The organism is Vulgatibacter incomptus, from assembly GCF_001263175.1.
GTDB classification, from domain to species: domain Bacteria; phylum Myxococcota; class Myxococcia; order Myxococcales; family Vulgatibacteraceae; genus Vulgatibacter; species Vulgatibacter incomptus.
Genome location: NZ_CP012332.1, coordinates 3,884,664 through 3,901,530 on the forward strand (window position 1 = coordinate 3,884,664; position 16,867 = coordinate 3,901,530).

General features: G+C 65.7%; 10 protein-coding genes. All 10 read left to right on the top strand.

Annotated features, from left to right (window positions below; all coding sequences use genetic code 11):
• Nucleotides 1-69 precede the first annotated feature (69 nt).
• The 10 genes from dnaK (at nt 70) to AKJ08_RS20685 (ending at nt 16,721) form a co-directional block, all read left to right on the top strand.
• The gene (gene dnaK / locus AKJ08_RS16350; RefSeq protein WP_050727043.1) at nt 70-1,896 is read left to right on the top strand and encodes a molecular chaperone DnaK; all 1,827 of its coding nucleotides are present in this window, start codon (nt 70-72) and stop codon (nt 1,894-1,896) included.
• Between the two features lie 94 nt (nt 1,897-1,990).
• Nucleotides 1,991-2,824 carry an orotidine-5'-phosphate decarboxylase gene (pyrF, locus tag AKJ08_RS16355; RefSeq protein ID WP_050727044.1) on the top strand — a complete coding sequence of 278 codons (834 nt, stop codon included), beginning with the start codon at nt 1,991-1,993 and terminating at the stop codon, nt 2,822-2,824.
• Between the two features lie 120 nt (nt 2,825-2,944).
• Nucleotides 2,945-4,054 carry a molecular chaperone DnaJ gene (dnaJ, locus tag AKJ08_RS16360; RefSeq protein WP_050727045.1) on the top strand — a complete coding sequence of 370 codons (1,110 nt, stop codon included), beginning with the start codon at nt 2,945-2,947 and terminating at the stop codon, nt 4,052-4,054.
• Nucleotides 4,055-5,117: 1,063 nt separating this feature from the next.
• Complete coding sequence (locus AKJ08_RS16365; RefSeq protein ID WP_157370765.1) at nt 5,118-5,678, top strand: hypothetical protein; 561 nt, start codon at nt 5,118-5,120, stop codon at nt 5,676-5,678.
• Between the two features lie 323 nt (nt 5,679-6,001).
• Nucleotides 6,002-6,247, top strand: a complete 246-nt coding sequence (locus AKJ08_RS16370) for a hypothetical protein (protein ID WP_050727047.1) — start codon at nt 6,002-6,004, stop codon at nt 6,245-6,247.
• 52 nt (nt 6,248-6,299) lie between these two features.
• Complete coding sequence (locus AKJ08_RS16375; RefSeq protein ID WP_050727048.1) at nt 6,300-6,839, top strand: N-acetylmuramoyl-L-alanine amidase; 540 nt, start codon at nt 6,300-6,302, stop codon at nt 6,837-6,839.
• Between the two features lie 12 nt (nt 6,840-6,851).
• The gene (locus tag AKJ08_RS16380; RefSeq protein WP_050727049.1) at nt 6,852-7,172 is read left to right on the top strand and encodes a hypothetical protein; all 321 of its coding nucleotides are present in this window, start codon (nt 6,852-6,854) and stop codon (nt 7,170-7,172) included.
• Between the two features lie 201 nt (nt 7,173-7,373).
• Nucleotides 7,374-7,880, top strand: coding sequence for a hypothetical protein (locus AKJ08_RS16385; RefSeq protein ID WP_050727050.1), 507 nt, complete (start codon nt 7,374-7,376; stop codon nt 7,878-7,880).
• Between the two features lie 428 nt (nt 7,881-8,308).
• The gene (locus AKJ08_RS16390; protein WP_050727051.1) at nt 8,309-15,040 is read left to right on the top strand and encodes a SpvB/TcaC N-terminal domain-containing protein; all 6,732 of its coding nucleotides are present in this window, start codon (nt 8,309-8,311) and stop codon (nt 15,038-15,040) included.
• A 1,546-nt stretch (nt 15,041-16,586) separates the two neighbouring features.
• A complete protein-coding gene (locus AKJ08_RS20685) occupies nt 16,587-16,721 on the top strand; it encodes a hypothetical protein (RefSeq protein WP_276202176.1) in 135 nt (44 codons plus the stop codon).
• Nucleotides 16,722-16,867 lie beyond the last annotated feature (146 nt).

The following is a 16,867-nucleotide window of genomic DNA, read 5'->3' on the forward strand; positions in this document are numbered from 1 at the left end:
GCCGGGGCAGGACCGTGCGTCTCTAGGTAGGCGGAGGAACACATCTCCCGACAGCAGTAGGAGCACGACGTGGGCAAGATCATCGGGATCGATCTGGGGACGACGAACTCGTGCGTCTCCGTGATGGATGGTGGGGAACCGATCGTGATCCCGAACTCGGAGGGCGGCCGTACGACGCCCTCGGTGGTGGCGTTCACCGAGAGGGGAGAGCGCCTCGTCGGGCAGATCGCCAGGCGACAGGCGGTCACCAACCCCGAGAACACCATCTACGGCGTGAAGCGGCTGATCGGCCGCAAGCTGGGGAGCGACGAGGTCCGCACCGTCTGCAGGACGTTCCCGTTCCAGGTGGTGGAGTCGGAGAACGGGAACGGCGACGCGTGGATCCGCGCAGAGGGCCGCAGCTTCTCGCCGCCCGAGATCTCCGCGATGGTCCTCGCGAAGATGAAGCAGACCGCGGAGGACTACCTGGGCGAGCCGGTCTCCTCGGCCGTGATCACGGTGCCCGCGTATTTCGACGACGCCCAGCGGCAGGCCACCAAGGACGCGGGCCGGGTGGCGGGCCTCGAGGTCGAGCGCATCATCAACGAGCCCACCGCGGCTGCGCTCGCCTACGGCCTCGACAAGTCGGGGAACCCGCAGACCGAGCGCATCGCGGTCTACGATCTCGGCGGCGGCACCTTCGATATCTCGATCCTCGAGCTCAACCAGGGCGTCTTCGAGGTGAAGGCCACCAACGGCGACACGCTCCTCGGCGGCGAGGACTTCGATCAGCGGATCATCGAGTGGCTCGCCAGGGAGTTCGCCGCCAAGAACGCCATCGATCTCATGAGCGATCGGATGGCGCTGCAGCGGCTCAAGGAGGCCGCGGAGCGCGCCAAACACGAGCTCTCGTCGTCCACCGAGGCGGAGGTGAACCTTCCCTTCCTCGTCGCCGACGCGACGGGCCCCAAGCACCTCGTCGAGACCCTCGACCGCGCCACCCTCGAGGAGCTCTGCGCCGACCTGATCGAGCGCACCCTCGAGCCCTGCAAGGTCGCGCTCCGCGACGCCGGGCTCACCGCGCGGCAGATCGATCGCGTGCTGCTGGTGGGCGGCATGACCCGCATGCCCAAGGTCCAGGCGCGGGTGCGGGAGTTCTTCGGCAGGGAGCCGCACAAGGGCGTCAATCCCGACGAGGTGGTTGCCGTAGGCGCGGCGATCCAGGGCGCCGTCCTCCTCGGCGACGTCCGCGAGGTCCTCCTCCTCGACGTGACCCCCTTGAGCCTCGGCGTCGAGACCGCTGGCGGCGTCTTCACCAAGATCATCGAGAAGAACACCACGATCCCCCGCCGGGCGTCGCAGGTCTTCTCCACCGCGCAGGACAACCAGCCGATCGTCTCCGTGCACGTGCTCCAGGGCGAGCGGGAGATGGCCGAGGACAACAAGACCCTCGCGCGCTTCGAGCTCGTCGGCATCCCGCCGGCGCCGCGAGGCGTGCCGCAGATCGAGGTCTCCTTCGACATCGACGCCAACGGAATCGTGAACGTGGGCGCCAAGGACCTCGGCACCGGCAAGCAGCAGAAGATCCGGATCCTCGCCTCCTCCGGGCTCACCGAGGACGAGATCTCGCGGATGATCGCGGACGCCAGCGCCCACGAGGGCGACGACAAGGTCAAGAAGGAGCTCGCGGAGCTCAAGAACAACGCCGATGGGCTGCTGTACACCACCGAGCGGAGCCTCGAGGAGTACGGCGGGATGCTCACCGAGAAGGATGTGCTGGAGATCCGGGCGGACATGGAGAGGCTCCGTTCGATCCTCGCCACCGGGGAGGCGCATCGGATCAAGGAGGCCATCCAGCGCCTCGAGGGCTCGGCGTATCGGATCGCCGACGCGATCTACGGGGCGAAGTCGGGCTGAAGGGGTCGCGCTTCAGGTCTATGGAGTTCCAGGGGGGACCAGGGGCGAGGATGCCGTCGCCAATACCCTGGCCTGGCGTGCTACAAGCCGAGCCATGACCTTCGCCGAACGAATCAACGACCGAATGGAGCGGCTTGGCACGCGGCTGTGCATCGGCCTCGATCCGCGTCCGGAGTGGCACCCCGCCGGCGTCGATCTCTGGGATCACTGCCGCGACGTCCTCGAGGCGTGCGAGCGCTACGCGTGTGCGGTGAAGCCCCAGGTGGCCTTCTTCGAGGCGCAGGGGCTGCGCGGCCTCGAGGCGCTCTTCCGCGTCCTCGAGCTCGCCAGGCAGATCGAGATCCCCGTGATCATCGACGCCAAGCGCGGCGACATCGGGAGCACCGCCGAGGCCTACGCCGCGGCGTGGATGCGGGGCGCCAACGCGGGCGCGGCCCTCACCGTGAACCCCTACCTCGGCCGCGACACCGTGCAGCCCTTCGTCGACGCGGCGAAGGAAGAGGGCGGGGCGATCTTCTGCCTGGTGAAGACCAGCAACCCCGGCGCCGGCGACCTGCAGGACCTCTCCACCGACCGCGGCACCGTCTCCGAGGTCGTGTCGAGCTGGACCACCGATTGGAACGAGGTCGGCAAGGGCTACGGTCCGGTCGGCGCGGTCGTCGGAGCCACCCGACCCGTGGAGCTCCACCGCTTCCGGCAGCTCCTTCCGCGAAGCCTGCTGCTCCTCCCCGGCGTCGGGGCCCAGGGCGGCAAGCCCGCCGATCTGGCGCCCGCCTTCCATCCGGGCGGGCGGGGTGCCATCGTCTCCGCCAGCCGCTCCGTGGAGTACGCCTCGCGCGGGTCGGATTTCGCCATCGCCGCCAGGGGTTCTGCAAAAGAGCTGCGCGAGGCGATCAACACGGCTTGCGAGGTCGTGACCCCGCGTTAGCTTGGGAATTTTTCCGGCGCCGTCGGCGGCGCCGCGGCTCGGCGCGTTGTTTGAGCCCGCGATGGGTTTTTCGACGCAGGGCATCGCACGGCGGGCCGCTCGCCCCATGGGGAAGACACGTTGAAGCGCGATTACTACGAAGTCCTGGGCGTCGAGAAGAGCGCCTCCGCGCAGGAGATCAAGAGCGCGTACCGCAAGCTCGCGCTCCAGCACCACCCGGACAAGAACCCCGACAACCCCGAGGCCGAGGAGAAGTTCAAGGAGGCCTCCGAGGCCTACGCCTGCCTCTCCGACCCGGAGAAGCGCGCCCGCTACGACCGCTTCGGCCACGAGGGCCGGCCCTTCGGTGACGGCGGATTCGGCTTCGAGGGCTTCGGCGGCGCCGGCTTCGGCGACATCTTCGGAGACATCTTCGGCGAGATCTTCGGCGGCGGCGGCCAGCAGAGGCGTACCCGCGGCCGCGGCGCCGACCTCCGCGTCGACCGGGAGATCGAGTTCGAAAAGGCCGCCTTCGGCACCGACCTCGAGCTCGAGATTCCGCGCCGCAAGCGCTGCGACACCTGCTCCGGCTCCGGCTGCAAGCCCGGCACCAGCCCGCGAACGTGCAACACCTGCGGCGGCAGCGGCGCCCAGCGCTTCACCCAGGGATTCTTCTCCGTCTCCCGCCCGTGTCCGACCTGCGGCGGCGAGGGCAAGGTGATCCCCGACCCGTGCACCAACTGCAGCGGCAAGGGCACCGTCACCGCCACCGCCAAGATCCCCGTCAAGATCCCGCCCGGCGTCGACACCGGCTCGCGCCTCAAGCTCACCGGCGAGGGCGAGCCCGGCCCCATGGGCGGCCCTCCCGGCGATCTCTACGTAGTGCTCCACGTGAAGGAGCACCCGATCTTCCTGCGGGAGGAGACCGAGATCGTCTGCGAGGTGCCGATCAGCTTCACCCAGGCCGCCCTGGGCGCCACCATCGACGTGCCCACCCTCGACGGCAAGGTGAAGATGAAGGTCCCCGCCGGGACCCAGTCCGGCAAGGTCTTCCGCCTGCGCGGCAAGGGCGTCCCCGTGCTCGGCGGCTACGGCCGCGGCGACCAGCACGTGCGCGTCGTCATCGAGACGCCCAGCTCCCTCTCCAAGCGCCAGCGCGAGCTCCTCGAGGAGTTCGCCGCCGAGGCCGGGGAGGACGTGCACCCGCAGTCGAAGAACTTCCTCGAGAAGGTGAAGTCGCTCTTCGGCTGAGCCTCCGGGGGCCCTCTTCCCCGGGATCCCTCGAGCGCCCATCGCGTAGCCGGATGTCCGCCCCGTTCTCTCGGGGCGATTGGAGCCCTGCGACCGCCTGGGCACCCCCCGTAGGCGGCCATCGCTCGGGATCGACGCCTCATCGTCGTTTCACGCCCGCCATCCCTGCCGGCTCCCCAAGGCTTTGACGAAAAGCCAGGAGCCGGCACCTTCCTGTTGATGAACGGGTGTTCAGTGTGCATCCTACTGGGATGCTCGCGACCTCTTCCTGCCCGCGCTCTCGGCGACCCGACGCTTCGGGCGTTGGAGGTGAATGATCCTTCCGCTCATTGTGGAGAGGTCGTCGACCAGGGGGCGGCGAGGAGGACGCTCGCACACATCGTCGGCGTGTTCGCCTCACCTGTATCCAAATGAACACACTCGATTCGCACCGATCCTGTTGCCTCGGCGTCGAAGCTCGGGATGTGAGTCGAATTGATACGACTTGGCCTCCCTGGCTCGCGTTGTAACGGGACTATCCTGACGAGAAAGGCAGATGCCGCTCGCCGTCGGGGATCCCGGATCGCGGGCGATGTCAGACCCATCCAGTATGGATCGATCCCTCCAAGGATCATTCCGGCGGGCGCGAACGTGCGCCCGACCCACGAGTCGAAAATGGAAGTGAAAGTGCGAGTCCCAAACCCGGTGGCAGACGGTCGAACCGTCGAGCCCGATCGCGACTTCTGGTGCGTCCATTACGAGCACTGTCTGGACGTAGCGATCCTCGATAGCTGGTCCGGATTTTCCTGCAGGAGTTGTGCCTTCAGGGGAGCAACCGAGGGAGCGTCCATCGAAGTGCCGGATGGAGCGGTGGTTCCGGCCGCCTGAGGGGATTCGGAGCCAATCGAGAGATAGGGAGGAGAAAAAAATGTTCGAATCAGAGTCCAAGCGGGAGAACAGGGCGAGCGGGGATCCGTACCCGAAGGAACCTCCCAGCCGGGAGACCGTCGAGAGGGTCTTCGCCGACGAACGGGAGGCCGCGCGATTCTGGCTGGAGCAGAGGACGCCGCGAAAACGATCTCCCATGGATCCTCGACGCCTGGCCGCTCCGATGGGCCGATCGACCAACGACCTGGATATCGAAGCAGTCCTCCATTCCATCGAGCGTGGTCTGGAAGGGATCCACCCGGAGTGGCATCCGGTGGTCCTCGTCCATCTCGGCTGGGGAATCGGAATTCGCCGCCTGCGTACAGGTGACTACCTCGAACGGGCGGGGCTTCCGCCCGCGCTCCCCCAGGGGCTCACCCAGTACACGCTCGGCATTCGGTCGCGGCAGTTTCGTCAGCGTCTCTCCGAGCTGAAGGTGATCGACTCCGAGGACGTCGCCGCGTGGGACGCGGTCGAGAGTGATGCACCATCGGACGAGCGCCCGATCGCCGGATGGAAGGGGATCGCGACCCATCTCGGAGTCTCCGAGATCACGGCCAAGCGGTGGGAGGCCCGTGGCCTTCCCGTGTGTCGTCCCGGCTCCGGCACCGTCCTCGCGTTTCCATCGGCTCTCAACCTTTGGGTCCACGAAGGCACGGGTGCCACCCGCTACGCGAAAAGGGAGTTCGAAGGGGATTTCGATCCTGAGACGAAGTGATACGAGATGGATGGTGGCACGCCAGCCAGAACATCCATAGGATCGCTCCATGCTGCTCGCTGATTCGATCGGTGAGCGCAGCTTTTATTGATCGTCGAGCCAGCCTGCGGTAGCGCGGACGGCTCTTTTATCTGCATTTGTGGCGAGGAGAACGGAATGCGCCGGCATCCACCGTAGTGGGATTCGTGCGTTTCGCGGATGCGCGAGCGTGGCGATGAAGATTGGATTTGAAACCGAATAGGTGTCGCCGGCCGGCGGCGAAAGGGGGCCAGGAACGCCGCCGGCTTCGGATCGGCGGTGTTCCTTTTGAGGAGGTGGGAGCCGTGGACTGGCTCGCGACAAACTGGCCGATGGTTGTCGTGCTCATGGCGTTGGCAGCGGCCTGGGGCCGCACAACCCGTCAGATTCTCGACATCCAGGAAAAGCTGGCAGATCAGCATGACGAAATTTGCAGCATGCGAAACGCCGAGCTCGCGAGGCGGGAGAAGCTCGCCGGCGAGCTGGAGAGCATTCGGATCGCTTTGACCGAGATCCGGACGCAGCTCGAGATTCGAAACGGCTTTCGGTGATCGTGTGACTTCGAATCAAGGAACTAGAATCGATCTCTCGAAGGGGAGCTCCATGAAATCAGAACGTGGGTCGGACGATCTCCGGCTCTCCAATGGAAGAAACTGTCCGGAATTCCTGATCGTCCATGAGTCCGACTCCAGCTGGGGCACCGTCGAGGACATCGACGAGTGGCACCGGGCGAGGGGATTCCGCTCGATCGGGTACCACTACGTGATCGGCAACGCCTATCCGACGGCCGCCTCCTGGCGGAAGCACGAGCCGGTCGTTCGACTCGATGGAAAGCTCCGCACGGGTCGATCGCTCGGTGATCCGGACGACGTCGACATGCAGATCGGAGCCCATTGCCTCGGCTTCAACACGAGATCCATCGGCGTCTGCCTGATCGGAAAGCACGGCTGTTACTCCGAGGCCCAGGTCGAGACGCTCTACGACTTTCTAGAAGGAAAGTGCCGCCAGTACTCGATCCCGCCGGAGCGGATCCTCGGGCATTGCGAGACCGAGAGCGGCCGGCGGGAGGGGAAGGCGTGTCCCAGCCTCGACATGGAAACTACACGCAAGATCATCCGATCCAGACTGATGGGTCGGAAATAGAAGGTTGATGACATGGAAGACCTGAGTCTGCTCCTGGGCGGGCAGCTTCTGACGTTGGGCGCCGGCGCGACCATCCTGACCGCGATCTGGCGAGAGCTCTGCCCGCGGCTCTGGGGATCTGCGTTGGGACGTCGATTGCTTCCTCTCGCTCCGATCGCCTTCGCGGTCGCCGGATCCTTCGCAGGCCTCGGCTCCGCGGGCGGTTGGACCAGTCGACTGGCCAGCGGGGTCCTCGCGGGAGCCATCGCAGCGCATGGATTCAAGATCGGGCGAACGACGCTGCTCGGTTTCGGTCTCGACGCGCCGTCGGATAGGCAGGGAGTCGAGCCGTGAAGACCGTCGTTGCAGTGGCGCTGGCGCTCCTCGCGGCAGTGGCCGGGTGGCTTCGGGGCCGAGCACAGAGAACGAACGCCGATCGGCTGGAGGCCCTCGAGCTGGCTCGGCAGTCCATGAATCGCCGCGCCGCGGTGGAGCGTGAACGGGAGGTGCGGGATGCGGGTATTCGCCTGGAGTCGAACAAGAGGAAGACGAGAGATGCGGTGGACCGGGCGAACGAGCGTGCCTCTCGCCTGGGTTGGCGCCCTGGCGCTGGCTCTGGCGGCGGGACCGGCGCTGGCGGAGGCGACGGGGCCGGCTGAGCCGGATCCGGCGGAGGAGACCCGGCCCTGTTGGCGGTCGGGACGCTACGTCATCTGTGACGCTTTGGCGTTCCGCCTCCTGGAGGACGAGTTCGAAGAGCTTCGCGCAGAGCTGAGCCTGGCGCGAAGCCACCTCGAGGACGCCGCCGCCGACGCAGCGGAGCGGACGGCCTTCGATCGGTTGGCGTGTTCAGGACGCCGCTCGGGATCCTGCGAAACCACGCCCGAATCCGGGTGGGCGCGAAGCTCTCCCCGCATTGCGGTCGGTCTCTCCATCGTCGGGACCGCAGTGGCCGCTACCGGGCTGGGCCTCTCGGTGCACGGCGGAGGCTCAAGCGCCGCGGGCTGGATGGTCGTTGGTGGCGTCGTCTTCGATCTGCTCGGCCTCGCACTTGTCTATTGAGACTGGTTTTATTTTTTCGGGGCGGGCTCGAGGAGCGAGATCCCTGCGGGGGGAAGGCCTCGGAGGACAGACGTAGCATAGGCCGTAGATGAGGGGGCCGAGCCTTCAGCCTGCAGGATGGATCATAGGGAAACCAATTTTTTGGGGGGTGTCGGGCCTGAAGCTCGGCACCCCTTTTTCATGCCATTCGCCCGGGTGGCCGGAGCGCTTCCGTCGAGCCACCGGCTCCGGACCTGCGGCGCTCTACGGCGAGAGCGGATTGAGCGAGACGAGATGGCGCATTTCGCATGTGCGTGTCTCGCGTGGAGATTTTTGTGAGCGAGAATTTCAAGAGAGACAGGCCAAAGTTCCAGGGAAGTGGCAGAGCTGCGTCGAGCGGAGGTGGCGAGGCCAAGAAGGAACGCTCTCCGCTCCTGCCGTCGGTGTCCATGCCGAAGGGCGGCGGCGCCATCCGGGGCATCGGCGAGAAGTTCTCCGCGAACCCGGCGACGGGTACCGGCTCGTTCTCCGTACCCGTTGCAACCACGCCTGGGCGGGGCGGCTTCGGACCGTCCCTCGAACTCTCCTACGATTCCGGCGGCGGGAACGGCGTCTTCGGCCTCGGCTGGAACCTTCCGATCCCTTCCATTTCCCGAAAAACGGACCGCGGCCTGCCACGCTACGACGAAAGGGAGGATACCTTCGTTCTCGCCGGCTTCGAGGATCTCGTCCCGGACGGAGAACCTGTCGAGCGCGGGACTGTGCGCGTCCAGCGCTACCGCCCGCGGGTGGAGGGGGCGTTCTCCCGCATAGAGCGCTGGCCCAATTCCGATGGAACTTTCCATTGGCAGGTCAGGACGGGCGACAACGTACTTCACACCTATGGCGAGACGAGCTCGGGACGGGTCTTCGAGCCCGGGAACGAGCTCCGTACCTTCTCGTGGCTCCTGGAGCGGTCCGAAGACGACCGCGGGAACTTCATCGTCTACGAATATGAGCAGGAAGACGACAAGGGTGTCCTCAAAAACAGCCCATGCGAGGCAGGCCGATTCGATCCCGGGGGCCGTTTCACGGCCGAGGCGCAGCGTTACCTGAAGCGGATCCGCTACGGCAACCAGGCCCCGTACGAGGCGCGCGACTTCCATTTCGAGGTCGTCTTCGACTACGGCGATCACGACGAGGTCGCGCCCGCAGTCCAGCCGGACCGTCCCTGGCCCGTGAGAGCCGATCCCTTTTCCTCGTTCCGTAGCGGCTTCGACATCCGGACCTACCGACTTTGTCGCCGGGTGCTGATGTTCCACCGCTTCGAGGAGCTCGGCTCCGAGCCGTGCCTCGTCCGATCGACGGATCTGTGCCACCAGCCGGATCCTGCCGGAAGCAGGCTTACGTCGGTCACCCAGCGCGGATACCGGCGCGGGCTGTCCGGTGTCGACGAGTCCGCGGCGCTCCCGTCTCTAGACTTCACCTACACCTCGGCCGAGGTCCACGACCGCCTCGAGGATCTGCCGAAGGCGAGCCTCGCCGGCTACCCCGGCGCCGATGGAGGCCAGTGGATCGACCTCAACGGCGAAGGGATCCCCGGCTTCCTCGTGGCCACCGACGGGGCCTGGTTCTACAAGGCCAACCTCGGCGGCGGCGTCCTCTCTGCCCCCAGGCGGCTCGACAGCCTGCCCGCCCCCGCGTCGCTCGGGCCGCAGCAGCTCTCCGATCTCGACGGCTCCGGACGGCTCTCGCTTGTGTCCTTCGGCGCCCCGCTGCCGGGATTCTTCGAGCGGGACGGCGAGACGTGGCGCCCCTTTCGCGCCTTCGATGCCGTCCCGGGGATCGATTGGAAGGATTCCAATCTCCGCTTCATCGACCTCGACGGTGACGGTATCGCCGACCTCCTGATCACCCAGCAGGACGTCTTCGTCTGGTACCGCTCCAAGGGGAAGAAGGGTTTCGAGCCCGCGGCCCTGGTGTCGAAGAGCCCCGACGAGCGGACGGGTCCGGCCGTGGTCTTCGCCGACGGGACCGAGAGCATCCAGCTCGTGGACCTCTCGGGCGACGGACTCATGGACATCGTCCGCGTCCGCAACGGGGAGGTCTGCTACTGGCCCAACCTCGGCTACGGCCGCTTCGGCGCGCGGGTGGTGATGAGCGGGAGCCCCGTCTTCGCCTCCCGGGACCTCTTCGATCCGAAGCGGGTCCGTTTCGCAGACATCGACGGCACGGGCCCGAGCGACATGCTCTACCTCGGCGGAGACGGCGTCTCGTTCTGGCTGAACCAGTCCGGCAACGGATGGGGGGAGCGGCAGACGTTGCGCTCCGTCCCCACCGTGGACTCGCACACCCGCGTGAGCGTCGCGGACCTCCTCGGCAGCGGGACCTCCTGCCTGGTGATCTCCTCGGATCTGCCGGGCGATCGAGCGCACCCGATCCGCTACGTCGATCTCCTCGGGAGCCAGAAGTCCAACCTGCTCTGCAAGGTGACCAACAACCTCGGCGCGGAGACGAAGATCATCTACGCGCCGTCGACGAAGTTCTACCTGCAGGACAAGGCCGAAGGGCGCTCTTGGCTCACGCGCCTCTCTTTCCCCGTGCACGTGGTCGAGCGGGTCGAGAGCCTCGATCACGTCACAGGTACAAAGCTCGTCACCCGCTACCGCTACCACCACGGCTTCTACGACGAGTTCGAGCGGGAGTTCCGCGGCTTCGCCTTCGTAGAGCAGTGGGATGCCGAGACCTTCGCCGGCGCGGCGCCGCTAGAGCTGCCGCCGGTGCTGGTGAAGTCGTGGTTCCACACCGGCGCGTGGTTGGGCCGCGAGGCCCTCGAGGAGGCCATCTCCCGCGAGTACTACGGCGGGGATCCCAAGGCGCCTCGGCTTCCGCGGACGGTCCTTCCCCCGGATCTCACGGCGAAGGAGGAGCGGGAGGCCGCCCGGGCGCTTCGCGGCAAGCTCCTGCGCCAGGAGATCTACGCCGAGGACGGCACGGCGGCGAGCGCGCATCCCTACCTCGTCACCGAGCGCAGCTACGCGCTCCAAACGTTCCAGCCGGCTACCTACGCCGAGCACGGCGTGTTCTTCCCGCACGATGCCGAGACGGTCGAGCTCCACTACGAGCGCAATCCGGTCGACCCGCGGATCCAGCATCAGCTCGTGCTCGAGGTGGACCGCTTTGGCCACCCGACGCGCACCGCGGCCCTCGGCTATCCGCGCCGAGACCACGCAGACGACGACGACCCGCAGGGGAAGCTCTGGGCCAGCGTCACCGAGAGCCAGCTCGCCTGGAGCCCGGACGATGCGCCTTGGCTTCGGCACGGCGTACCCATCGAGGAGAGCGCCTGGGAGCTGATCGGCCTCGACGTGCCGGACGACGAGATCGTTACGGCAGAATCGCTTCGGGCCGCCATCGCCGACGCCGCGGAGGTCGCCTTCGATGCATCGCCTCCGCCTGGCACCAAGGCACTGCGCCGGCTCTCGGCTACCCGCACGCGCTACCTCGACGAGGATCTCTCGCCGCTTGCGTTCGGTGAAATCTCCTATCACGCGCTCCCCTACGACACCTATCGGCTCGCGTTCACGAAGAGCCTCGTGGAGCGCGCCTTCCGCGAGGAGGTCGACGAGATCATCCTCACGGGCGAGGGCGGCTACGTCGAGCTCGATGGGATGTGGTGGGCCCCCACCGGACGCCTCGTCTACGACCCGGCGCGCTTCCTCCAGCTCGTCCAGGCGACCGATCCCTTCGGCGGCGTGAATCACCTCTCCTACGACGCCTTCAGCCTGCTCGTCGCCGAGACGATCGATCCTGCGGGCAACGTCACCTCGGTCCTCAACGACTACCGGGTGCAGGCGCCGTGGCGGATCCTCGACCCCAACGAGAACCTCACCTACTTCGAGTTCGACGCGCTGGGTCTGGTGGTGAAGACGGCCCAGATGGGGAAGGGCGAGGGCGACACCCTCTCCGATCCGACCACCCGCTTCGAATACGACCTCCACCGCTTCGTTTCCCAGGGCAAGCCGGCGTACGCGCGGACCCTCGCCCGAGAGACCCACGGCGACCCGAACACGCGCTGGATCGAGTCCTACAGCTACTCGGACGGCCACGGGCAGGAGGTGATGGCCAAGGCCCGAGCGGCCCCGGGCCTCGCGCCCGCGAGGGGGCCCGACGGCGCGCTCCTCCACGATTCGAGCAGCGAGCTCGTGATGCCGCCGACCTCGAACCGCTGGGTCGGCAGCGGCCGCACCGTCTTCGACAACAAGGGCAACCCGGTCAAGAAATACGAGCCATTCTTCAGCAGCACCCACGAGTACGAGGACGAGGCGGAGCTGGTGGAGTGGGGTGTCACGCCCGTGCTCCACTACGACCCTCTCGGGCGGCTCATCGAGACCGAGCAGCCCAATGGCACCAGGGCCCGGGTGGTCTTCGACGCCTGGCGGCAGGAGAGCTGGGACGAGAACGACGCCGTCCTCGGCACGGCTTGGCTCATCGAGCGCGAGGTTCCTACCGCCGACAAGCAGGAGCGCCGGGCCGCGCAGCGCACCCTCGCTCACGCGGGAACGCCCACAGTCACCCACCTCGACAGCCTGGGCCGACCGTTTCGAACCGACGAAGACAACGGCGGTGGCGCCGTCTACACCACCACCCTCACCCTCGACATCCAGGGCAACCAAGTAGAGGTGAAGGACGCCGAGGACAAGACTGCGGCTCTTCAGGTCTTCGATCCCCTACAGCGGCGCATCGCCCTGCATAGCTGCGACGCCGGCATGAGCTGGACGTTCCCGGATGCCGCCGACAGCCCGGCGCGCTCCTGGGACGAGCGCGAGGTCTTCGTCCGCACCTCGTACGATGCGCTCCGGCGCCCGACCCACGTCTGGGCCCGAGAAGATGTCGCCCCCTGGCTCCTCGCCGAGCGACTCTATTACGGCGAGACTGTTATCGATGCCGCCGTCTTCAACCTTCGTGGACAGGTCGCCGCGCACTTCGATGGCGCTGGCTTGGTCGCCTTCGAGCGCTACGACTTCAAGGGCGGCCTCGAGCTCTCCACCCGGCGCCTGGCAAAGAGCTACACCGAGACGGCGGATTGGTCCGCCCTCTCCCTCGTTCAAGGTCCGCTCCAGGCGCAAGGCGCCGTCGCCGCCCTCCTCGAGACGGAAGCGTTCTCCACCGAGAACCAATACAATGCTCTCGGCCGGATCACACACGTCCATACGCCCGATCAGAGCATCTCCCGCTTCCGCTATGACCAGGCCGGGCTCCTTGCCGGCGTTGATGCGAAGCTCCGGGCCTCCTCCACCTGGAGCCCGTTCGTCATCGAGCTCGCGCACAACGCGCGAGGCCAGCGGGAACGGATCGTCTACGCCAACGGCACCACCACCGACTCGACCTACGACCCGAAGACCTTTCGCCTGAAGCGCCTGCGGACCACCCGTCAATCCGACGGCAAGGTCCTCCAGGATCTCGTCTACACCCACGATCCGGTCGGGAACATCACTGAGATCCGGGATGGCGCCCAGCAGGATCTCTACTTCGCAAACGAGGTCGTCCCTGCGAATGGTCTCTACCGCTACGACGCCCTCTATCGGCTCAGCGAGGCGAAAGGCCGAGAGCACGCCGGCCAGCAGCCCACTCACACCGACCTGCCCTGGTCATCGCTGCCCCACGCCAACGACGTCCAGGCCATGCAGCGATACGAGGAGCGCTACACGTACGACAAGGTCGGAAACATCCTCGAGATGGCCCACAGCGCGGGCGGCGCCGGCTGGACGCGCAGGTACGAATACGACGACGAGAGCAACCGCCTTCTCTCCACCAGCCTCCCGTCTGACCCGCCCAACGCAAACTCGCAGCGCTACGCACACGACAACGCCGGCAACATGGTCCAGATGCCCCACCTCGCCGGCATGGCGTGGGACTGGGCGGGCCGGCTCCAGGTGGCCGACAAGGGCGGCGGCGGCCAGGTCTATTTCACGTACGACTCGGGCGGACAGCGTGTCCGCAAGGTCTACGAGCACAGCGGAGTCATCGAGGAGCGCATCTACCTCGGCAGTTTCGAACTCTTCCGCCGTCGGCAGTCCGGCACCGTCCAGCTCGAGCGCGAGACCCTGCACCTCATGGATGAAAAGCGCCGCATCGCGATGGTCGAAACCAAGACCCGCGACGGAGGCATGGCCGTTCCGACGCTCACCCCGCGCTATCGCTACCAGATCGACAACCACTTGGGCTCCGCCGCCCTCGAACTGGATGACGCCGGCCAGATCATCTCCTACGAGGAGTACTTCCCTTACGGCAGCACCGCCTTCCGAGCGCTCAAATCCGGAGTCGACGTCAGCGATAAGCGCTACCGCTACACGGGTATGGAGCGGGACGAGGAGACCAGCCTGCTCTATAACAATGCGCGATACGCCGTATCATGGTTAGGTCGCTGGCTAAGTCCCGACCCCGAGGGCTATGTCGATGGCATTGACCTTTACGTGTATCTTAGAAACAGCCCATTTCGTTTCGTGGATCCTCATGGTACCCTGACTACGGACACGCAGCTAGGGGCCGGTCTCGAGGCGAAAGACGACACCACGGACACGCAGCTTGGGGCCGGTCTGGAGACGAAAGACGAGTGGAAGAAGACGATCGAAACAGAGGACAAGGCGACAGAAGTTGCCCTTGAAAATCTTCGAACCGATCCTCGGACAAGAGAGATGATGAGGCTGGTCGAGGGTAAAATGAAACTGGAGGTGGTCATCAAGAGACTCAATGAGGGTGATCTTGGGTATGAGGATCTGGTTAATGCACGTGGTGCATTTATGTCGATCAATGACGACGGAAAGTTTGAGGTGACGTACAATCAGGATCTGATCGAAAAACTTCGCGCGCTCGATGGGGTTCCCCAGGAGTATACCCTTGAGCAAATCCTGGCGCATGAGATTGGCCACGCCCAAGGCTTCTTCAAGGCAATGGAGGGCTTCTTTGATATGAGTGAAAAGGGATATCTTGAGGCTGCGTATGAAATGACCGAGAAACAGTTTAGACTCGCCACCCGTGAGGGCAATAAGCAGGCCACGGCGAACGAGAACCTACTTCGGATGCCCATGAGCGGGCCCAATGGAGAATGGCCTAAGCATCGGGAGGGAACTTTTAGTGTTTTGCCATTTTCTTATTTGACGTTTAGCGTTCGAGATAGGCCTCTGTTTGGGGCGTGGTAAGGAAGGAGGACTAGGTGTCGCGAGTCGTTTCTCTTTTGGCGTTGGTTGTGGCGATTGGCTGTTCTCGTTCGGGGGAGCGTGTGAGTGCGGCGACTGTCGCAGTCGCCGCCGACTCGGCGAGTCAGGGGGATGATCTCTGCAGCGGGGCGAAAACGACTCACCCTGGAGGGGAGCGGTATGTGCGCTATAAGGGAGTGTGCATGAAGCAGTGCGACAGTGAGGCGGACTGTGAGATGGGTCAAAAATGCTCCATTGGCCGCCCACGGGGCTGGTGTTACGATACATGTGACAAGGACACAATGAAGTGTAGGGACCCGGTTCTGAAGTGCAAAGCGCTTGATATGTCTGATGGTATGGGTGCATTTCGACTGGCTTGCTTCCGCTACTGATTGCGGGATGCGCTCGGTCCCTGCTCGATTGCGAGGAGCCGAGCGTAGGCGGCAGGTAACTCGCCACCTCGACGCCTCCTCCGCGCGCACCCATGACCACTTGGGAGCTGGTCTTTTAGGGCTCTCATGATATGTCCGAAGCTGACTTGAGGCCCTGCTTCAGACTCGATCGAGCTCATCCATAGTGAAGAGTTTCAGACATTCTCGTGCCTGGTGCAGGCCGCTGATTGCGCTGAATAGATTTCCTCCGAGTCGGGTGGGCACTCGGCGAGGGCTAAGCGCGACGCTCGAACTTGTCGGCAGTCCTCGCGCCGTCGGCTCTCCTCGACTCGTCTAGAAGAATGGGTTTGGTCGGAAATGGTTGGCCTGCCTTTGGGCGGACGCTAGTTTCTCCAGCTTTTGGGGCGGAGGCGGCGTGGCAGGGATTTCCATTGGGATCGACTTCGGGACTTCGAACAGCGCGGCGGCGATCGTCGACGCGGCGGGGCGATCGGCGGTGCTTTCGCTCGACGCGGGCGCGGCCGCCCCCGGCTCTTTCGGAGCGTGATCTTCTTCCCGGCGGAGAGCCGGGAAGTCCTGGTCGCCGACGAGGCGATCAGCCGCTATCGGGACGAGTGGGAGGGGCGGTTCGTCCAGTCGGCGAAGAGCTTCCTCAAGTCGCCGACCCTCACCGCCACTGAGATCCGGCAGCGGCGGTACAAGCTCGAGGAGCTGGTGGCGATCGTTTTGCGCGCGATGCGGGTGCGGGCGGAGGAGATCGTCGGCGCGCCGATCGAGCGCGCGGTCTTCGGTCGGCCGGCCGTGTTCTCGCCGGATTCGGAGCGCGATCGCCTTGCGGTGAGCGACTCACGGCGGCGGCCGAGCTCGCGGGCTTTCCAACGCCCACCATCCTCTCGAGCCCATTGCCGCTGCACTCGGCTACGAGGAGGCCCTCGAGCGCGACGAGGTGGTGCTGGTCGGGGTTTCGGCGCGGGTACCAGCGACTTCACGCTCATGCGGCTGGGGCCGTCACGAGCTGGGGACCTCGACCGCCGAGGGGACGTGATCGCGTCGGACGGCGTCTACATCGGCGGCGACGACTTCGACGCGGCAATCGTGGAGCATCGGCTGCTCGATCGCTTCGGCGCAGGCTCCACCTACCTCTCGCTCACCCGCGCATGCCGCTCCCGGTCTGGATCGCGCGCAAGCTCCTCGCGCGGCACAAACTCGCGCTTTTGCGGGAGCGCAGCACGATGGAGTTCCTCAAGAAGGCGAAGGTGGACTCGGACCAGCCGGAGGCCCTCGGGAACTGATCCGGCTAGTTGAGGACAACCTCGCCTTCCACCTCTACCGATCGGTCGAGGCCGAGGTGAAGGTGTCGTCCTCTCGCAGCCGTGCAGTGGCCGCACGGTCCTCGACAACAAGGGCAACCCGGTCAAGAAATACGAGCCATTCTTCA

Excerpts from the sequence above, each read along its gene's own strand:
- pyrF (WP_050727044.1), top strand. The coding sequence starts at position 1,991 with ATGACCTTCGCCGAACGAATCAACGACCGAATGGAGCGGCTTGGCACG.
- AKJ08_RS16365 (WP_157370765.1), top strand. The coding sequence starts at position 5,118 with ATGGATCCTCGACGCCTGGCCGCTCCGATGGGCCGATCGACCAACGAC.
- AKJ08_RS16375 (WP_050727048.1), top strand. The coding sequence starts at position 6,300 with ATGAAATCAGAACGTGGGTCGGACGATCTCCGGCTCTCCAATGGAAGA.
- AKJ08_RS16380 (WP_050727049.1), top strand. The coding sequence starts at position 6,852 with ATGGAAGACCTGAGTCTGCTCCTGGGCGGGCAGCTTCTGACGTTGGGC.
- AKJ08_RS16385 (WP_050727050.1), top strand. The coding sequence starts at position 7,374 with ATGCGGTGGACCGGGCGAACGAGCGTGCCTCTCGCCTGGGTTGGCGCC.
- AKJ08_RS16390 (WP_050727051.1), top strand. The coding sequence starts at position 8,309 with ATGCCGAAGGGCGGCGGCGCCATCCGGGGCATCGGCGAGAAGTTCTCC.
- AKJ08_RS20685 (WP_276202176.1), top strand. The coding sequence starts at position 16,587 with ATGCCGCTCCCGGTCTGGATCGCGCGCAAGCTCCTCGCGCGGCACAAA.